12 protein-coding genes are annotated in these 16,734 nt (G+C 35.2%); 7 read left to right on the plus strand and 5 right to left on the minus strand.

What is annotated here, in order from left to right:
* Both ACFQ39_RS00850 and leuS read right to left on the minus strand, forming a co-directional pair.
* Entirely contained in the window at nucleotides 1-1,398 is a 1,398-nt protein-coding gene (locus ACFQ39_RS00850; RefSeq protein WP_377175479.1) for an anthranilate synthase component I family protein, read from the minus strand.
* 237 nt (nucleotides 1,399-1,635) lie between these two features.
* Entirely contained in the window at nucleotides 1,636-4,455 is a 2,820-nt protein-coding gene (gene leuS / locus ACFQ39_RS00855) for a leucine--tRNA ligase (protein WP_377175481.1), read from the minus strand.
* A 159-nt stretch (nucleotides 4,456-4,614) separates the two neighbouring features.
* Here leuS and ACFQ39_RS00860 point away from each other — a divergent pair, with 159 nt between their 5' ends.
* Together ACFQ39_RS00860 and ACFQ39_RS00865 are read left to right on the plus strand one after the other, a co-directional pair.
* On the plus strand, nucleotides 4,615-5,385 hold the full coding sequence (locus ACFQ39_RS00860; protein WP_377175483.1) for a patatin-like phospholipase family protein: 771 nt from the start codon (nucleotides 4,615-4,617) through the stop codon (nucleotides 5,383-5,385).
* Nucleotides 5,386-5,413: 28 nt separating this feature from the next.
* Nucleotides 5,414-7,045, plus strand: coding sequence for an amidohydrolase (locus ACFQ39_RS00865; RefSeq protein WP_377175485.1), 1,632 nt, complete (start codon nucleotides 5,414-5,416; stop codon nucleotides 7,043-7,045).
* Here the strand turns inward: ACFQ39_RS00865 and ACFQ39_RS00870 are convergent.
* Together ACFQ39_RS00870 and ACFQ39_RS00875 are read right to left on the minus strand one after the other, a co-directional pair.
* Nucleotides 7,035-7,568 (minus strand): DUF2911 domain-containing protein, encoded by a 534-nt coding sequence (locus ACFQ39_RS00870; RefSeq protein ID WP_377175486.1) that lies wholly within the window; start codon nucleotides 7,566-7,568, stop codon nucleotides 7,035-7,037. The two genes, ACFQ39_RS00865 and ACFQ39_RS00870, sit on opposite strands and share 11 nt — an antisense overlap.
* Nucleotides 7,569-7,595: 27 nt before the next feature.
* Complete coding sequence (locus ACFQ39_RS00875) at nucleotides 7,596-8,153, minus strand: DUF2911 domain-containing protein (RefSeq protein ID WP_377175489.1); 558 nt, start codon at nucleotides 8,151-8,153, stop codon at nucleotides 7,596-7,598.
* A 271-nt stretch (nucleotides 8,154-8,424) separates the two neighbouring features.
* On the opposite strand from ACFQ39_RS00875, the gene ACFQ39_RS00880 reads away from it, so the two are divergent.
* The 5 genes from ACFQ39_RS00880 (at nucleotide 8,425) to mdh (ending at nucleotide 15,016) form a co-directional block, all read left to right on the plus strand.
* Nucleotides 8,425-9,540, plus strand: coding sequence for an acyloxyacyl hydrolase (locus tag ACFQ39_RS00880; RefSeq protein WP_377175491.1), 1,116 nt, complete (start codon nucleotides 8,425-8,427; stop codon nucleotides 9,538-9,540).
* 119 nt (nucleotides 9,541-9,659) lie between these two features.
* Entirely contained in the window at nucleotides 9,660-10,334 is a 675-nt protein-coding gene (locus ACFQ39_RS00885; RefSeq protein WP_377175493.1) for a response regulator transcription factor, read from the plus strand.
* Nucleotides 10,334-11,581 carry a sensor histidine kinase gene (locus ACFQ39_RS00890; protein WP_377175495.1) on the plus strand — a complete coding sequence of 416 codons (1,248 nt, stop codon included), beginning with the start codon at nucleotides 10,334-10,336 and terminating at the stop codon, nucleotides 11,579-11,581. The genes ACFQ39_RS00885 and ACFQ39_RS00890 overlap by 1 nt, the downstream gene beginning before the upstream one ends.
* A 554-nt stretch (nucleotides 11,582-12,135) precedes the next feature.
* Nucleotides 12,136-14,076 (plus strand): DNA topoisomerase (ATP-hydrolyzing) subunit B, encoded by a 1,941-nt coding sequence (gyrB, locus tag ACFQ39_RS00895; RefSeq protein ID WP_377175496.1) that lies wholly within the window; start codon nucleotides 12,136-12,138, stop codon nucleotides 14,074-14,076.
* Nucleotides 14,077-14,095: 19 nt separating this feature from the next.
* Nucleotides 14,096-15,016, plus strand: a complete 921-nt coding sequence (gene mdh / locus ACFQ39_RS00900) for a malate dehydrogenase (protein ID WP_377175498.1) — start codon at nucleotides 14,096-14,098, stop codon at nucleotides 15,014-15,016.
* Between the two features lie 49 nt (nucleotides 15,017-15,065).
* Here the strand turns inward: mdh and ACFQ39_RS00905 are convergent, their stop codons facing one another.
* Nucleotides 15,066-16,733 (minus strand): formate--tetrahydrofolate ligase, encoded by a 1,668-nt coding sequence (locus tag ACFQ39_RS00905; RefSeq protein ID WP_377175500.1) that lies wholly within the window; start codon nucleotides 16,731-16,733, stop codon nucleotides 15,066-15,068.
* Nucleotide 16,734: the final 1 nt, after the last annotated feature.

The raw sequence follows: 16,734 nt of genomic DNA on the forward strand, positions 1-16,734 counted from the left end.
TTAAATTTTTTCCGCCATTTCTAGGGCTAATTTCAGGGCGCCTAATTTATTGTACACTTCTTGTAATTCACTTTTAGGATCTGATTTTGCCACAATTCCTGCACCTGCTTGGTAAAAAAGCCTGTGATTTTTACTCAGAAATGAACGGATAATAATGGCGTGATTAAAATTTCCCTTAAAATCCATAAAGCCAATAGCACCACCATAAAATGTGCGATTCGTCTTTTCATATTGATCTATCAATTGCATGGCCCTGTGTTTTGGTGCTCCCGTTAGCGTACCTGCAGGAAATGTGTCGGCCACCACTTGATAGGTAATAGCATCTTTAAACTTCTCGCCTACTACCTTTGAAACCAAATGAATGACGTGAGAAAAAAATTGTATCTCTTTATAAGTTTCAACATGCACATGTTCTCCGTTCCTACTGAGATCATTTCTTGCTAAATCAACTAACATCACATGTTCCGCATTTTCCTTTTCATCTTTAGCCAAAGCTTTTGCTGCTTCGAGATCTTTTTCATCGTTACCGGTTCTTCGAAAAGTTCCTGCAATAGGATGAATTTCTGCTTTTCCATTTTTCACAACCAATTGAGCTTCGGGCGACGAACCAAAAATTTTAAAATCACCATAGTCAAAGTAAAATAAGTAAGGTGAGGGATTAATGGAACGCAAGGCACGATATACATTAAATTCATCTCCTTTAAAACTTTGCGAAAACTGACGAGATAATACAAGTTGAAAAACATCTCCTCTAAAGCAATGCCTTTTGGCTTGTTCTACCAATTCTAGGTATTCATTGTCAGTAAAACTAGACGCTTCATCATCCCCATTTTTAAAACTGTAAGAGGCGAAATTTTTATTCTCGATTAATTGATGGATTTCGTCTGTATTATTTTTCCCTGAAAGGCTATGACAAAATATAAAAGCCTCATTTTTAAAATGATTGATCGCAATAATATTCTGATATACTGCGTAATACACTTCTGGTATTTGCAATTTATTTTCTTTTGAAGTAATAGAAATATCTTCAAAAAACTGAACAGCATCATAACTTATATAGCCAAATAAACCGTTGTTGATGAATTTAAATTTCTGGTCTTCTGCTTCAAACTTTTGACTGAAATTATGAATCTCCATTGGAACATCGACCCCCTGATTTATCTCGATTACAAGATCCTTCCCATCTGGAAAGTGTTGATGAATTTTAGAATCTTGTACAGAAATACTCGCGATTGGATTAAAACAGATATAAGAAAAACTATTCTCATTACCATGATAATCAGATGATTCTAATAAAATACTATTTGGAAAATTATCGCGAATCTTTAAATAAATACTCACAGGTGTTATGGTATCCGATAGAATTTTTTTGAATGATGTTTTAATTTGATAGATCATATTTCGAAAAAAAAAGGCTTGTCGTGAAGACAAGCCAATTAGTTATATTTTTTTACAACAAGTACTACTTCACGGAACTGTAATTCTGCAAAGACCACCACCAAGTATGTACAAATTGATTTTTCATTTTTACTTGAGCAAATTTAACAACAATTTTCAAAAAACAAAGAAAGTTTATAATAATTATAGCTAACTCTCAATTTCCCTATATTATTCGTAATATATACACCTAAAAAACTAACCCACAACGTTAACAATCTTTCCCGGCACCACAATTACTTTTTTTGGTGTTCTTCCTTCCAAAATTTGTTGTGTTTTTTCGTGACCTAACACTTTTTCTTCTATTTCTTTCGAATTCAGGTCTAAAGGTAGTTCTAGGGTAAATTTTAATTTTCCATTAAATGAAATCGGATAATTCTTAGTACTCTCTACCAAATATTTTTCTTCAAATACAGGAAAAGGAACAGTAGAAATTGAATCTACATACCCCAAGAGAGACCATAACTCTTCTGCAATATGAGGTGCATAGGGAGACAACAAAACGGTAAGCGGTTCTAAAATACTGCGCTTATTGCACTTTAATGCAGCTAATTCATTTACGGCAATCATAAAAGAACTGACCGACGTATTAAATGAAAAATTAGCAATATCCTCATCCACTTTTTTAATCGTTTTATGCAATGTTTTCAATTCTTCTGCCGAAGCATTTTCTTCAGACACCTCAAAATTATCGCCATTTAAAAACAATCGCCATAGCTTTTTCAAAAAGGAATGAACCCCGGTAATTCCGGCAGTATTCCATGGCTTTGCCTGCTCCAGGGGTCCCAAGAACATTTCGTACATTCTCAAAGTATCGGCTCCGTAATAAGCACAGATATCATCGGGATTCACAACATTGTATTTAGATTTTGACATTTTCTCCACCTCTCTACCTACCATATACTTTCCGTTCTCAAGTACAAATTCAGCATCTTTAAACTCGGGTCTCCACTCTTTAAACGCAGTTAAATCCAGTTCATTAGAAGCGTTCACCATGGATACGTCCGCATGAATCGGCTGCACTTTTTGCTCACCAATTAAACCGTGGGAAACAAATTTATTCTGACCTTCTATACGATAAACAAAAGCACTCGTACCCAAGATCATTCCTTGGTTGATCAATTTTTTGGCATATTCATCAACAGGTAAAAGGCCTCTGTCAAACAAAAATTTCTGCCAAAATCTTGAGTACAATAAATGCCCTGTTGCATGTTCACTTCCTCCAATATACAAATCGACATCCTGCCAGTAATTCAATGCTTTTTTACTTGCAAATTCTTCTTTATTCGCTGCATCCATATACCTGTTAAAATACCAGGAACTACCGGCCCATCCCGGCATGGTATTTAATTCTAATGGAAAAACTATTTGATGGTCTATTTTATCATTCGAAACAACTTTATTTTCCTTCGTATCCCAAGCCCATACAGTTGCATTCCCCAATGGAGGTTTTCCATCAGAAGTTGGTAAATATTTTTCTACTTCGGGTAAGCGCAAAGGCAAATATTCTGTATCGATCATCACAGGCATTTCATCCTTGTAATAAACTGGAAAGGGCTCTCCCCAATATCTTTGTCGTGAAAAAACAGCATCGCGCAGTCTGTAATTTATTTTTCCTTTTCCAATTTTTCTTTCTTCAAGTGCTTTTGTGATTACTTTAATTGCTTTTTTTCCTGGCAAATCATTAATGAAATCTGAATTTGCAATGACGGCATCTTTGTCTTCACAAGCTGCTTCAGAGATATCTACATCCTTAAATATATTTGGAATTGGTAAGTTGAAATATTTAGCAAAATCATAATCCCTTTGATCTCCGCAAGGAACCGCCATCACGGCACCTGTGCCATAGCTTGCTAAAACGTAATCACCAATCCAAATGGGAATTTGATTTCCGTTAAACGGATGAATTGCATATGCACCTGTAAATTCTCCACTGATGGTTTTCACATCCGACATTCTATCTCGTTCACTCTTTTTTGCAGTGGCTTTGATATAGTTTTCAATGGCTTCCTTTTGTTTTGAAGTTGTAATTTTCTCTACCAAAGGATGTTCGGGTGCCAAAGTCATAAATGACACACCAAAAATAGTATCCGGCCTGGTCGTAAACACTTCAATTACAGCTTCCTTTTCATTAAATCCATCAACCCTAAATTTAACTGAGGCTCCTTCTGACCGACCGATCCAATTCGTTTGTGAGTCCTTTAAAGGCTGTGGCCAATCCAATTTTTGCATCCCATCTAACAATCTTTGAGCATATGCCGTTATACGCATGCTCCATTGTCTCATTTTTTTGCGTTCAACAGGATGTCCGCCTCTTTCAGAGACACCATTTACGATTTCATCATTTGCCAAAACAGTACCAAGGGCCGGACACCAATTAACTTCAGTATCAGATAAATAGGTTAATCGGTATTTTGACAGTATCTCTTGCTTTTTACGGTTAGAAAAACCTTTCCAATCTTCTGCGCCAAACAAATGAACTCCTTCATCACAGGCGGCATTTATCTTAACGTTTCCTTCCTGGACAAAAATATTTTCCAATTCATCAATAGGTCTGGCTTGGTCTGCATCTTTACAATAATAGGAGTTAAATAATTGAATAAAAATCCATTGCGTCCATTTATAATAATCAGGATCTGATGTACGTACTTCTCTACTCCAATCAAAACTAAATCCAATTTGATCTAATTGCCTCCTATATGTTTTGATATTTTCTTCTGTTGTTGTAGCAGGATGTTGACCTGTTTGAATCGCATATTGTTCGGCTGGCAAACCAAAAGAATCATAACCCATGGGATGAAGAACATTATAACCTTTGTGGCGCATATACCTGGCATAAATATCGCTGGCAATATAACCCAATGGGTGACCTACATGTAACCCAGCTCCACTAGGGTAAGGAAACATATCTAACACATAAAACTTTTCCTTATCACTGTTATTCTCTGCCTGAAAAGTTTTATTTTCTTTCCAATATTTTTGCCATTTGGCCTCTATTTCATTAAAATTGTACTTCATCAAAAAAATGATTTTTTAAGTATTCTATGGGATTACCTTGCGGAAGTGCCTATTTTTGAGTTGCAAATTTACTCTTAAAGTGCCAAAAGACAAAAGAATTCTCCTTTCTGAAAAATAGTAGCTAATTTTAACCAAAAGAAAAGCAAATTACTTTTTAAAATGACAAAAAAAATAGGCTTGATTTTATCTGGAGGTGGAGTGAGGACTATGGCACATATTGGTTTGATCAAATGCTTAAATGAGGAAAACATAAAAATTGATGCGATTGGAGGCACAAGTGCCGGTGCTGTCGTGGCAGCAATGTATGCCAATGGTTATGAAACAAAAGAAATGTTAGATTTCTTTAAAAACACCTCTCTTTTTAGGTATTCTCTATATACCTTTTCTAAACCTGGTATTATAGATAGTGAAAAGTTTATTTCTACTTTTAAAAAAATCTTCCCTAGAGACGCTTTTGAACAACTTCGAATTCCGACCTATATTACTGCGACCAACTTATTATCTGGAAAACTAAGGTATTTTACGAAAGGAGAATTGATTAGACCTCTTATTGCTTCCTCTGCTTTGCCGCCTGTTTTTTCACCAATAGAAATCAATGGAGAACTATATTGTGATGGAGGAATTCTGGACAACTTTCCTATTCAACCCTTAAAAAAATCTACAGATGTTTTAATTGGCTCCTTTATCAACCCTCTTGAAAACATCTCCAAAAATCAGATTGACAGCACCCTAAAGCTCATTTATAGAGTGTATCAGATTGGCTTAGATGCAAAAGACATTAAAAAATTCAAGCATTGCAACTATGTCTTTATACCACAAAATTTAAAGAAAATAGGTGTTTTAGATACCAAATCAATCGAACAATCTTTTCAATTAGGTTATGAACAAGCCAAAAAAGAAATCGACCAGATAAAATTAGCAATCAATTAATAATTTTATATTTAGCAAAAAAATACCCATGAGAAATTTCTTTATCTTTTGTTCACTTATTCTATTCTATTCTTGTTCTGATTCAAAAGCTACTGCGGAATTAATCGTGATCAACGGAAATATATATACTGTTGACGAGGAATTTGGAAAAGCACAAGCATTTGCAGTTTCTAATGGAAAATTTCTTGCTGTGGGAACCAATGAGGAAATCACAAATCAATACAAAAGCGATCAGACCATCGATGCAAAGAACCAAACAATTGTTCCCGGATTAATTGATGCACATTGCCATTTTTTTAATTATGGATTTGTTTTACAAGAACTTGATTTAGTCGGCACAAAGAGTTACAAAGAAATTGTTCAAAAAATAGTCGATTTTCAAAAAGAAAAAAACAGACCATTTATTTTGGGTCGAGGCTGGGATCAAAACGATTGGGAAATAAAAGATTTCCCAACAAAAGACACACTTGACCTGCTTTTTCCTGATACACCTATTGCTTTAGGAAGAATAGACGGGCACGCGCTTTTGGTAAATCAGAAAGTTTTAGACTTAGCTGGTATAAATGAAAAGACAAAAGTTGAAGGCGGGGAAATCATTAAACAAAATGGAAAAATTACAGGTGTTTTAGTAGATAATGCAGAGGAGTTGGTAAACAAAATCATCCCTAGAAGCACAAAAGAAAATGCAATTAACGCCTTATTAGATGCACAAAAAGTTTGCTTTTCTTTGGGTTTAACAACTGTTGACGATGCTGGCTTGAGCAAATTTGCCATCAACTTGATCGACAGCTTACAACAAGCTCAAAAGTTAAAAATGAGGGTATATGCCATGGTTTCTGTGAGCGATGAAAACCTAGATCATTTTATTAATAATGGCATTATCAAAACAGATCGATTAAATGTTCGATCTTTTAAAGTATACTCAGATGGAGCTCTTGGATCTCGTGGCGCAGCCATGAGAGCGCCTTATTCAGACAGAGAAAATCATTTTGGAGCTTTGGTAACTGGTGTAGAAAAAACAAAAGAAATAGCCCAGAGAATAGCCAATTCAGATTATCAGATGAATACACATGCCATAGGGGATTCTGCCAACACCTTTCTATTAAAAACCTATCAAAAGGTTTTGAAAGGGAAGGTTGACAGAAGGTGGAGAATAGAGCATGCACAAATTGTTTCTCCCGAAGATTTTGAATTTTATAAAGAAATAATTCCTTCTGTTCAACCTACCCATGCTACAAGCGATATGTATTGGGCGGAAGACAGGGTTGGAAGTGACCGAATTAAAGGGGCTTATGCCTATAAAAATTTATTGAATGAGTATGGAAAAATTGCTTTAGGTACAGATTTCCCGGTAGAACAAGTAAATCCCATGCTCACATTTTACGCTGCAGTTTCAAGAAAAGACCTCCAAGGTTTTCCTGAATATGGATTCAATCCTGAAAACGCACTTTCTAGAGAAGAGACTTTAAAAGGTATGACAATATGGGCGGCGTATTCCAATTTTGAAGAAAATGAAAAAGGAAGTATCGAAAACGGTAAATTAGCTGATTTTGTGATCTTAGATCAAGATATTATGACCGAGGATATCCATAAGATTCCCGAAACAAAAGTGCTATCCACTTTTGTAAACGGAGAAAGGGTTTATGATATTATGAAATAGGTACAATTACTCTGGTGGTATCCCAACCAAAAATCATATTGATTACTTTCCCTTTTTCTTTAAATCCAATAGAAAAAACTTCAATTTCTTCTGCCTTGCGAACTTTGGATTTTACTCTGACAACATCAAATTTTTCTTTGTAGGAAGAAGTACCCCAAGTATCTAGATGAGAGCTTAATATAATGGTCCATTCTTCTGCTTCAGGTATGGCATAAAGGGTGTAAGTACCTTTTTTCACTTCTTGATCTCCAAAAATTACGTCTTCATAAAAAGTAATTTCTGTTGTTTCGTTAGCTCCAACACGCCATACCTCACCAAATGGAACTAAACCTCCAAAAATTTCTCTGCCATTCTTTTGAGGTCTTCCATAAAGTACTTTTACCAATGGCGGCATTAAATTTGTTTTGCGATAATATACTATGTCGTGCGGACTTTTATCTACAATTTGGAAGTTTTGTGCTTCTGTTTGCGTCGAGAAAATAAAACTCAACAATACAAAAAATAAAAGGTAAAGATTCTTCATAATTATTTTGATGAGTTCAACAATTTTTTAAAGCTCTGCCAAGAATGGGGAATAGGATTCTACAGGGATATTAACTCGTGTAGTGTCCCAAGCCAAAACCATAAAATTTCTATTGTAATTTTGATTAAACGCAATTGAAAAAATATCGATTGGCTCTCCTTTTTTTACAGGTATTTTAATTCTGGCAACATCTTTTGATTCGTCGTAGAAAAAAGCACCCCAAGTATCTGTATTACTATTTAAAATAATTGTCCATTCTTTCTCACCAGGAATGGTATGTAGAATATATGTCCCAGCCTTTACCAACTCATCGCCAAATTTAATGTCTGTAAAGAATTTTACTTCTGTAGCTTCATTATCACCCGTTCGCCAAATTTCTCCAAACGGAATTTGCTTACCAAAAACTTCTGTTTCTAGTTTATGCGGACGGCTGTAAACTACTTTTATAAGCGGTTTTGACAATTGATTTGCTCGCAAATAAGCAATGTCTGTTGGATTTTTATCTAAAGGTGAAAATCGTTGTGCAGTAATGTGATTGCATACCAATAGCATCATCATCACAACACCAAAATACATTTTTTTCATAGCAATTGAATATCTTTTGTAGATGTTGTATTTAATATAAACGCAAATTGTTCTTTGATATTGCACGAAGGATGGTTCTTGAATATACCGCGTTATTAAAACTTAATAGTTAACGCTAATTGCAATATGTTTTTTATTTCTAAAGCTGTAATTTTGGGTATATTGCAGCGCCTATAAGGCCAGCTAACAATAAATAGTTTTTAAATTGTTCCTCTTTAAACATTCCCTCTGTCTATGTCGCATATTAGTGCTGTCAGCAATCTTTTTAGGAGTGATTTTTAAATCTTTCGGACAGGATACTTTAAAAACAACACAATTTATTTCTAGGCCACAAAAAACTTCTAAATACAATCTCGAACTCCAATCTAAATTTGAATTTGGTGGTGTAATTACTGCATTAGAGGAAAGAGGTATTTACGAATATTACGGTACCGATATGAGAATGGGATTCAGAAAAAAAGAAAACAATGCTTATTCTACCTTATATCGTTCTCCTGTGTTTGGTATAGGATTTTACGCTGGCACATTTAAGGATAATGTTTTTGGAAACCCTTATGCAATAGATGGTTTTGTAGATATTCCAGTAATGCATATGCCGGATAATTGGGAATGGATTTATAGTCTGGGTCTTGGGTTAGCTACAAATTTTAACTTTTATGATCCCATAAAAAATCCTACCAATGAAATCATTGGGTCAAGGAGGAATGTTTATATAGCCTTGTCTACAGAATTACGCTACTATATTACTCCTCATTGGAAAATTGGGGCTGGAGCGGGCTTTAAACACTTCTCAAATGGAAGACTTCGATTGCCAAACAAGAGTATCAACGTATTACCTTTTTCTGTCATGGCATCCTATAATTTTAATGATGAAAAAACAGTTTTAGACAAATCAAAAATATCGGAATTTATACCATTTAACATGTTCAGTTTTTTTGGAGCTGTCGGTAATCGTAATTTTGAGTATGGAAAAGCGGACTATTTTAAATCTACCCTTAGCGCCAATTTTTTACATCAATTTCAATACAAATATAGATTTGGTTTAGGCTTTGAACTATTCTATACAGCTGGCGCATTAGATAGAGTTACCGAAGACAAAACCAATTTTAAAAAGCAGTTTAGTTATGGGGTAGTTGGCCTTTGGGAATGGGTATTAACAGATCGAATTTATGTCCCCTTGAATGTTGGTGTTTATTTAAACCGAAATGAAGAAAATGAAGAAAGTGCCATTTACAAAAGACTTGGTTTTAGGTACCTGATAGGCCAGCAAAAAAAACTATTTGTAGGATTAAGTTTAAAGGTGACCGAGACAAGATCAGATTATATAGAATGGACCTTAGGTTACACTTTCAAAAAAGACCCAAATAATTATCAGTTGTTATATTAATTTTATTACCGAGTATCAATTAGACCTCTTTAATTTTAACAGTCCGTTTGCAAGGCAAGTAATATTTATTAAATAACTTGCATCTTTTCAAGCAATTGTGCTTTTTTAAAATATGATCGATGAAAATACTTGTTGTTGAGGACGAAATGGATCTGGTTCAAGTTACTTGCAATTATCTTCAAAAAGCTGAATTTATTTGTGAACACGCCATGGATTTTCTGAGTGCCGAAGATAAATTGGTGACTTATGATTATGATATTGTTGTTCTCGATATCAATTTACCCGGTGGAAACGGCCTTGATTTATTAAAATATATCAAAAAGAACAAACCGCGGACTGGTGTTTTAATCGTCTCTGCGAAAAATTCATTAGACGACAAATTGAAGGGGCTTGATTTAGGCGCAGATGATTATATTACGAAACCATTTCATTTGGCAGAGTTAAATTCAAGGATCAATTCACTTATAAGAAGGCGACATTATGACGGTGATCAGAAGATAACATTTAACGAAATAGAAATAGATCCTGAAGCCAAATCTGTAAAGGTTCTTGATAAACCTGTTGAATTAACCAAAAAGGAATATCACCTTTTATTGTATTTTGTCACAAATAAAGGTCGGGTTCTAACCAAGGAAAGTATTGCAGAACACCTTTGGGGAGACAATGCTGACATGCTCGATAATTTTGATTTTATTTACACACACATGCGAAATTTAAGAAAAAAACTAAGTCTATTGGGATGTCCTGATTATCTTCAAACGATATATGGATTGGGGTACAAATTTGGTGATTAATGAAACTGCTCAATAAAACCCGGCGAACCTATTTTATTTATTCTGCCATCATTTTTGTCTTATCAAGTACAACCATTTTTTTTGTTCTAAAAAGAGTAATGGCTCAAAGGCAGGATGAAAAACTCTTGTGGGATAAAGAACTCATTGCACAAAGGTTAAAATATGACTATCCATTACCCATTTTAGAAGTTGATGATTACGAATTAGACTACCCTGTAAGAGATACACTGTATTTTAAAGACACAATGCTTTACCAAATTATCGGTGGAGTAGAGAATTATGAATTGTACAGACAGCTTACTTCAATTGAAACACTACAAGGTAAAACCTATAAAATTGTTACAAGAAGTTCACAGGTAAAAAACCATGAATTTATTCTTGCAATTACAATTTCGGTCGCTGTTGTTGTCTTTTTATTAATTCTTTCCGCTTATATATTAAATACCTATGTGGCAAAAAAATTCTGGAATCCTTTTTACAAAAATCTTGACAAATTAAAGAATTACTCATTTGAAAATGCAGAGCCCATCGCTTTAGAAGAATCTCAAATAGATGAATTCAAAGAACTAAATCATTCCTTATATAAACTCACAGACAAACTCAGTACAGACTTTCAGAATCTGAAAGAATTTACTGAAAACGCTTCACACGAAATGCAAACTCCTTTGGCCATTATTCAGTCGAAACTTGAATATTTAATGCAGTCTGAAAATCTCAATATAGAAGACAAACAGACCATTAGTACAGTTTTTAGCGCCTCAAAAAGACTCTCGAAATTGAACAAGACATTGTTGATGCTTTCGAAAATAGAAAACCAACAGTATAGCCAGAAAAAAGAAATTTTAGTGAATGAAATAGTAAATCAGCAATTAGAGATTTTTGAAGATTTTATCCTCAGTAAGGACCTTACCATAAGTAAGAATCTTACCTTAGATGCTAAAGTAAATGCAAATCCACTTTTATTAGATATGGTTGTCTCAAATCTGATCAGTAACGCCATTAAGCACAATCAAGAAGGGGGTAGCATAGAAATTCACACAAATGAGGTATACCTCTCGGTTGCAAACACAGGTAAACCAACAAAAACTTCTTCAGATATGTTGTTTGATCGTTTTAAAAAGGAGAGTACTTCCTCAGATTCATTTGGCCTCGGCCTTGCAATTGTAAAAAAGATTTGCGACGTACACGAATGGAAAATAAACCATCATTACAGTGAAGGCCTGCATCATTTCACCATTTATTTTTGATTTTTTTTTAAATCTGAAGAAAACTTCAGATTCTCTTAAGAATTACCACATACATTTGTCTCAGTTAATAATTGATAACGTTACTATTTATTATTTCAGAAAGTTCAAAGTCCAGAATATTGGATACTGAAATAAGATCACAAAAGTGATCATTGTGCAAGGGAGTTGTTTTTATCTGAGGGGAATAAAATGACAAACGAAACACAAAAAGCAAATACATTGAAATATTAAGCTATTTTAATTTGCACCAAGACCTGATACCAAAAAGTATCAGGTCTTTTTCTTTAGAAATAACTTAGATTTAGGTTAGAGATTTACATCTCTTATAAAAATTATTAGAATAAATCCTTTGATTTTTATGCGCTAAAAAAAAGCCTGTTTCCCCAGGCTTTTTTCATTGAGATTTAAAGAATTCTTTAAATATAAAAACTATAAATTTTTTACGAACATTTGTTAATAACTTCACTTGATTAACCTTAAAATCAACCCCTACAAACACTGTGTTTTGTTATATTTGTACTTTCTAAAAAGTAGAGAAAATAATTATTGAAATTATGAGCGAAGAAGCAAAAAAAGATCAATATTCAGCGGATAGTATTCAGGCCTTAGAAGGAATGGAACATGTGAGGATGAGACCCTCGATGTATATCGGTGATGTAAGTTCAAGAGGTTTGCACCATTTGGTCTACGAAGTGGTAGATAACTCCATTGACGAAGCTATGGCTGGGTATTGCTCTCAAATTGATGTTATAATTAACGAAGACAACTCAATTACAGTTAAAGATAATGGACGGGGTATTCCTGTTGGTTTGCATAAAAAAGAAGGCGTTTCTGCTCTTCAAGTAGTAATGACTAAAATTGGTGCCGGCGGTAAATTTGACAAAGACTCATATAAAGTGTCAGGTGGTTTGCACGGTGTTGGTGTATCATGTGTAAATGCACTTTCAAATCATCTTACAGCAACTGTAGAAAGAGAGGGGAAAATTTGGCAACAAGAATATGAAAAAGGAAAAGCACTTTATCCCGTAAAGGTAATTGGAGAATCAGATAAAACCGGAACAGAGGTTACCTTCTGGGCCGACGATACAATTTTTCAAACGGACATTGTTTTTAGTTACGATATTCTCGCTGCAAGACTGAGGGAATTGTCTTATTTGAACCAGGGAGTGAAAATAACACTCACAGATAAAAGACATAAAGACGATGAAGGTAATTTTATTCATGAAGAGTTTTTTAGTGAAGAAGGTCTAAAAGAATTTGTTCGTTACCTAGACTCAACGAGAGAACAACTTACGGCTGATGTAATTAGTATGGAAGGAGAGAAAAATGGTATACCCGTAGAAGTTGCCATGGTTTACAATACCTCTTTCAACGAAAATCTGCACTCTTATGTCAATAATATCAATACACATGAAGGTGGTACACACCTTTCTGGTTTTAGAAGAGGATTGACGAACACCTTAAAAAAATACGCGGAGACTTCAGGTTTATTGAGTAAATTGAAGTTTGAGATCTCTGGTGATGACTTCCGTGAGGGCTTAACGGCCATCATTTCTGTCAAAGTTGCTGAACCTCAATTTGAGGGACAAACAAAGACCAAATTAGGTAACAGAGATGTGACATCAGCGGTGAGTCAGGCAGTAAGTGAAATGCTGACTGATTATTTAGAAGAAAATCCTAACGACGCAAAAATCATTGTTCAGAAAGTGATACTTGCTGCTCAGGCGAGACATGCTGCAAATAAGGCGCGTGAAATGGTGCAGCGTAAAACGGTGATGCATGGTGGTGGTTTGCCCGGAAAATTATCTGATTGTGCTTGGAGTGATCCCGAAAAATGTGAAATTTTCCTTGTTGAGGGAGACTCTGCAGGTGGAACTGCCAAGCAGGGACGCGACAGAAACTTTCAAGCCATTCTGCCCTTGAGGGGTAAAATATTGAACGTTGAAAAGGCTATGCAACATAAAGTTTTTGAAAACGAAGAGATCAAAAACATGTACACTGCCTTAGGTGTATCTATTGGTACAGAAGAAGATCCTAGAGCTTTAAACCTTTCCAAATTGAGATATCACAAAATTGTGATTATGTGTGATGCCGATGTTGATGGAAGCCATATTGCGACTTTGATACTCACTTTCTTCTTCAGATACATGCGAGAACTAGTTGAAAATGGAAATATTTACATCGCTGCACCGCCACTTTACTTGGTAAAGAAAGGAGCAAAAAAAGAATATGCTTGGAACGACAAGCAACGTGATAAGCTTCTTGATGCTTTTGGTAGCGGCGCCTCTATTCAGCGATATAAGGGTCTTGGAGAAATGAATGCAGAACAATTATGGGATACAACTATGAATCCTGAATTTAGAACCATGCGTCAGGTTTCAATTGAAAATGGAACTGAAGCAGACAGGGTCTTTTCTATGCTTATGGGTGATGATGTGCCACCTCGAAGAGAATTTATCGAAAAAAATGCCGTTTACGCAAACATAGATATATAGTAATTTTAAATAAATAAAAATGAAAGTAACAGTAGTAGGAGCAGGTGCAGTAGGTGCGAGTTGTGCCGAATATATTGCCATTAAAGATTTCGCTTCTGAAGTAGTATTAGTAGATATCAAAGAAGATTTTGCCGAAGGAAAAGCCATGGATTTGATGCAATGCGCTTCATTAAATGGATTCGACACTAAAATATCTGGAGCCACCAATGATTATTCAAAAACAGCCAATAGCGATATTGCCGTAATCACCAGTGGTATTCCAAGAAAACCAGGGATGACTCGCGAAGAGTTAATCGGTATCAATGCTGGAATCGTTAAAACCGTAGCAGAAAACTTATTAAAACATTCTCCTAACGCAATTCTTATTGTTGTAAGTAACCCGATGGATACGATGGCTTATTTAGCTCATAAAGCTACCGGATTACCAAAAAACAGAATTATAGGAATGGGTGGAGCCCTAGACAGTGCAAGGTTTAAATACAGACTTTCCGAAGCTTTAGGTTGTCCAACTTCTGATGTAGATGGAATGGTGATAGGTGGACATAGTGATACAGGAATGATTCCACTAACCAGATTGGCAGTAAGAAACAGCATTCCGGTTTCAAAATTCTTATCTGAAGAAAAACTAAATGAAGTAAAAGAAGCTACGAAAGTAGGTGGTGCAACTTTGACAAAAATGCTCGGAACAAGTGCGTGGTACGCTCCAGGAGCAGCTGTATCTGCTATGGTTCAAGCCATTGCATGTGATCAAAAGAAAATGTTCCCTTGTTCAGCTCTTCTAGATGGCGAATACGGCTTGAAAGATATTTCTATCGGAGTTCCTTGTATTATAGGTAAAAACGGTATCGAAAAAATTGTTGAAATCGATCTAACAGATGCGGAAAAGGCCAACCTGAAGGAGAGTGCTGATGCAGTACGTGTAGTTAATGGATTGTTGTAAAATAATTTTATTTATCAAAAAAAAAGAGGCTTTAAAAGCCTCTTTTTTTTTAGGATAGTCCTGAAATTCTACCGTCCCTATCAATCTTCATTTTTTCACTTGCTGGTTGTCCTGGTAACCCGGGCATACGCATCATGACACCCAAAATTGGTATGATGAATTTTGCTCCTGAAGCGATTTCTATTTCTCTTACTGTGATTACAAAATCTCTTGGCCTTCCTCTTAAACTTTCATTATCTGAAAAAGATTTTTGAGTTTTGGCCATGCAAATTGCAAAGTTTTGGAATCCAAGTTTTTCTATTCTATTTAAATTGAGTTTTGCTTTTTTATCATAATCCACACCGCTAGCTCCATATATTTCTTTGGCTATTTTTTCTATTTTCTCTTTCACTGGCATATCCCAATTATATAATGGCTTAAAACTTGATGGTTTGTTTTCAACAACATCTATTACGGCTTTTGCAAGATCTTCGGCTCCTTTTCCTCCTTTTGCCCAACCCTCAAATAAAACAGCTTGAATATCTAATTGTGCACATTGATGTTTTACAATTTCTATTTCTTCTGAAGTGTCATTTGAAAAAGCATTGATGGCAACAACAGGTTCAACATTAAATTTTCTGATATTCTCAATATGCTTTTCAACATTTACAAAACCCGTTTTTACAAAATCCGTATTGGGTTGATTAATTTGATTAGGTTCTGCCCCTCCATGATGACGAAGTGCTTTGATGGTAACGACCAATACAACGGCCTTTGGCTTTAATCCCGAGGCCACACATTTTATATCAAAGAATTTCTCAGCACCCAAATCTGCCCCGAAACCAGCTTCTGTAACAACATAATCCGATAAAGACATGCCCATTTTGGTAGCTATTATTGTATTCGTTCCCTGAGCGATATTGGCAAAAGGTCCTCCATGAATAATGGCCGGATTTTTTTCTAAAGTTTGTACCAAATTTGGTTTAATCGCATCTCTCAACAAAATAGCCATAGCATCTTCAGCTCTTAAATCTCTGGCAAATACAGGCTTTTTATCGAAAGTAAAACCTACAATAATATCTCCTAGCCGCTTTTTAAGGTCTTCTAAACCGGTTGCCATACACAAAATAGCCATGACTTCAGAAGCCGGTGTAATGTTAAATCCATCTTCTCTTGGAATTCCATTTTGAGAACCTCCTAATCCGACAATTATATTCCGCAATGACCTATCATTCATATCAATTACCCTTTTCCAGAGAATAGTTCTAGGGTCTAAATTTAAGGTACATGGGCATTGCAAATTATTATCAATCAAGGCAGCAAGTAAATTATTGGCCTTTTCTACGGCATTAAAATCTCCTGTAAAATGTAAATTTATATCCTCCATGGGGACTACCTGAGAATATCCTCCACCGGCTGCACCTCCCTTAATTCCAAAAACAGGCCCAAGAGACGGTTCTCGCAATACAACGGTAGTTAGTTTCCCAATTCTATTTAATCCTTCAGACAAACCTATAGAAACAGTGGTTTTTCCTTCACCTGATGGGGTTGGTGTCAATGCAGTCACTAAAACCAAATTGCTATTCTTTACTTTAGCCTCATCAATTAAATCTAAAGGCAGTTTTGCTTTATATTTTCCAAAAAGCTCCAAATCATCTTCGTCAACCTTCAATTTGTGTGCTATATCCTTAATGGGCAACATGCTGTTTTTTTGTGCAATTTCAATATCTGTAAACATC

Source organism: Namhaeicola litoreus, from assembly GCF_042679565.1.
Classification (GTDB): Bacteria; Bacteroidota; Bacteroidia; order Flavobacteriales; family Flavobacteriaceae; genus Namhaeicola; species Namhaeicola litoreus.

What these genes read in the sequence shown, in the direction of transcription:
- ACFQ39_RS00850 (WP_377175479.1), bottom strand. Translation starts at nt 1,398, where the DNA reads ATGATCTATCAAATTAAAACATCATTCAAAAAAATTCTATCGGATACC.
- leuS (WP_377175481.1), bottom strand. Translation starts at nt 4,455, where the DNA reads ATGAAGTACAATTTTAATGAAATAGAGGCCAAATGGCAAAAATATTGG.
- ACFQ39_RS00860 (WP_377175483.1), top strand. Translation starts at nt 4,615, where the DNA reads ATGACAAAAAAAATAGGCTTGATTTTATCTGGAGGTGGAGTGAGGACT.
- ACFQ39_RS00865 (WP_377175485.1), top strand. Translation starts at nt 5,414, where the DNA reads ATGAGAAATTTCTTTATCTTTTGTTCACTTATTCTATTCTATTCTTGT.
- ACFQ39_RS00870 (WP_377175486.1), bottom strand. Translation starts at nt 7,568, where the DNA reads ATGAAGAATCTTTACCTTTTATTTTTTGTATTGTTGAGTTTTATTTTC.
- ACFQ39_RS00875 (WP_377175489.1), bottom strand. Translation starts at nt 8,153, where the DNA reads ATGAAAAAAATGTATTTTGGTGTTGTGATGATGATGCTATTGGTATGC.
- ACFQ39_RS00885 (WP_377175493.1), top strand. Translation starts at nt 9,660, where the DNA reads ATGAAAATACTTGTTGTTGAGGACGAAATGGATCTGGTTCAAGTTACT.
- ACFQ39_RS00890 (WP_377175495.1), top strand. Translation starts at nt 10,334, where the DNA reads ATGAAACTGCTCAATAAAACCCGGCGAACCTATTTTATTTATTCTGCC.
- gyrB (WP_377175496.1), top strand. Translation starts at nt 12,136, where the DNA reads ATGAGCGAAGAAGCAAAAAAAGATCAATATTCAGCGGATAGTATTCAG.
- mdh (WP_377175498.1), top strand. Translation starts at nt 14,096, where the DNA reads ATGAAAGTAACAGTAGTAGGAGCAGGTGCAGTAGGTGCGAGTTGTGCC.
- ACFQ39_RS00905 (WP_377175500.1), bottom strand. Translation starts at nt 16,733, where the DNA reads ATGTTTACAGATATTGAAATTGCACAAAAAAACAGCATGTTGCCCATT.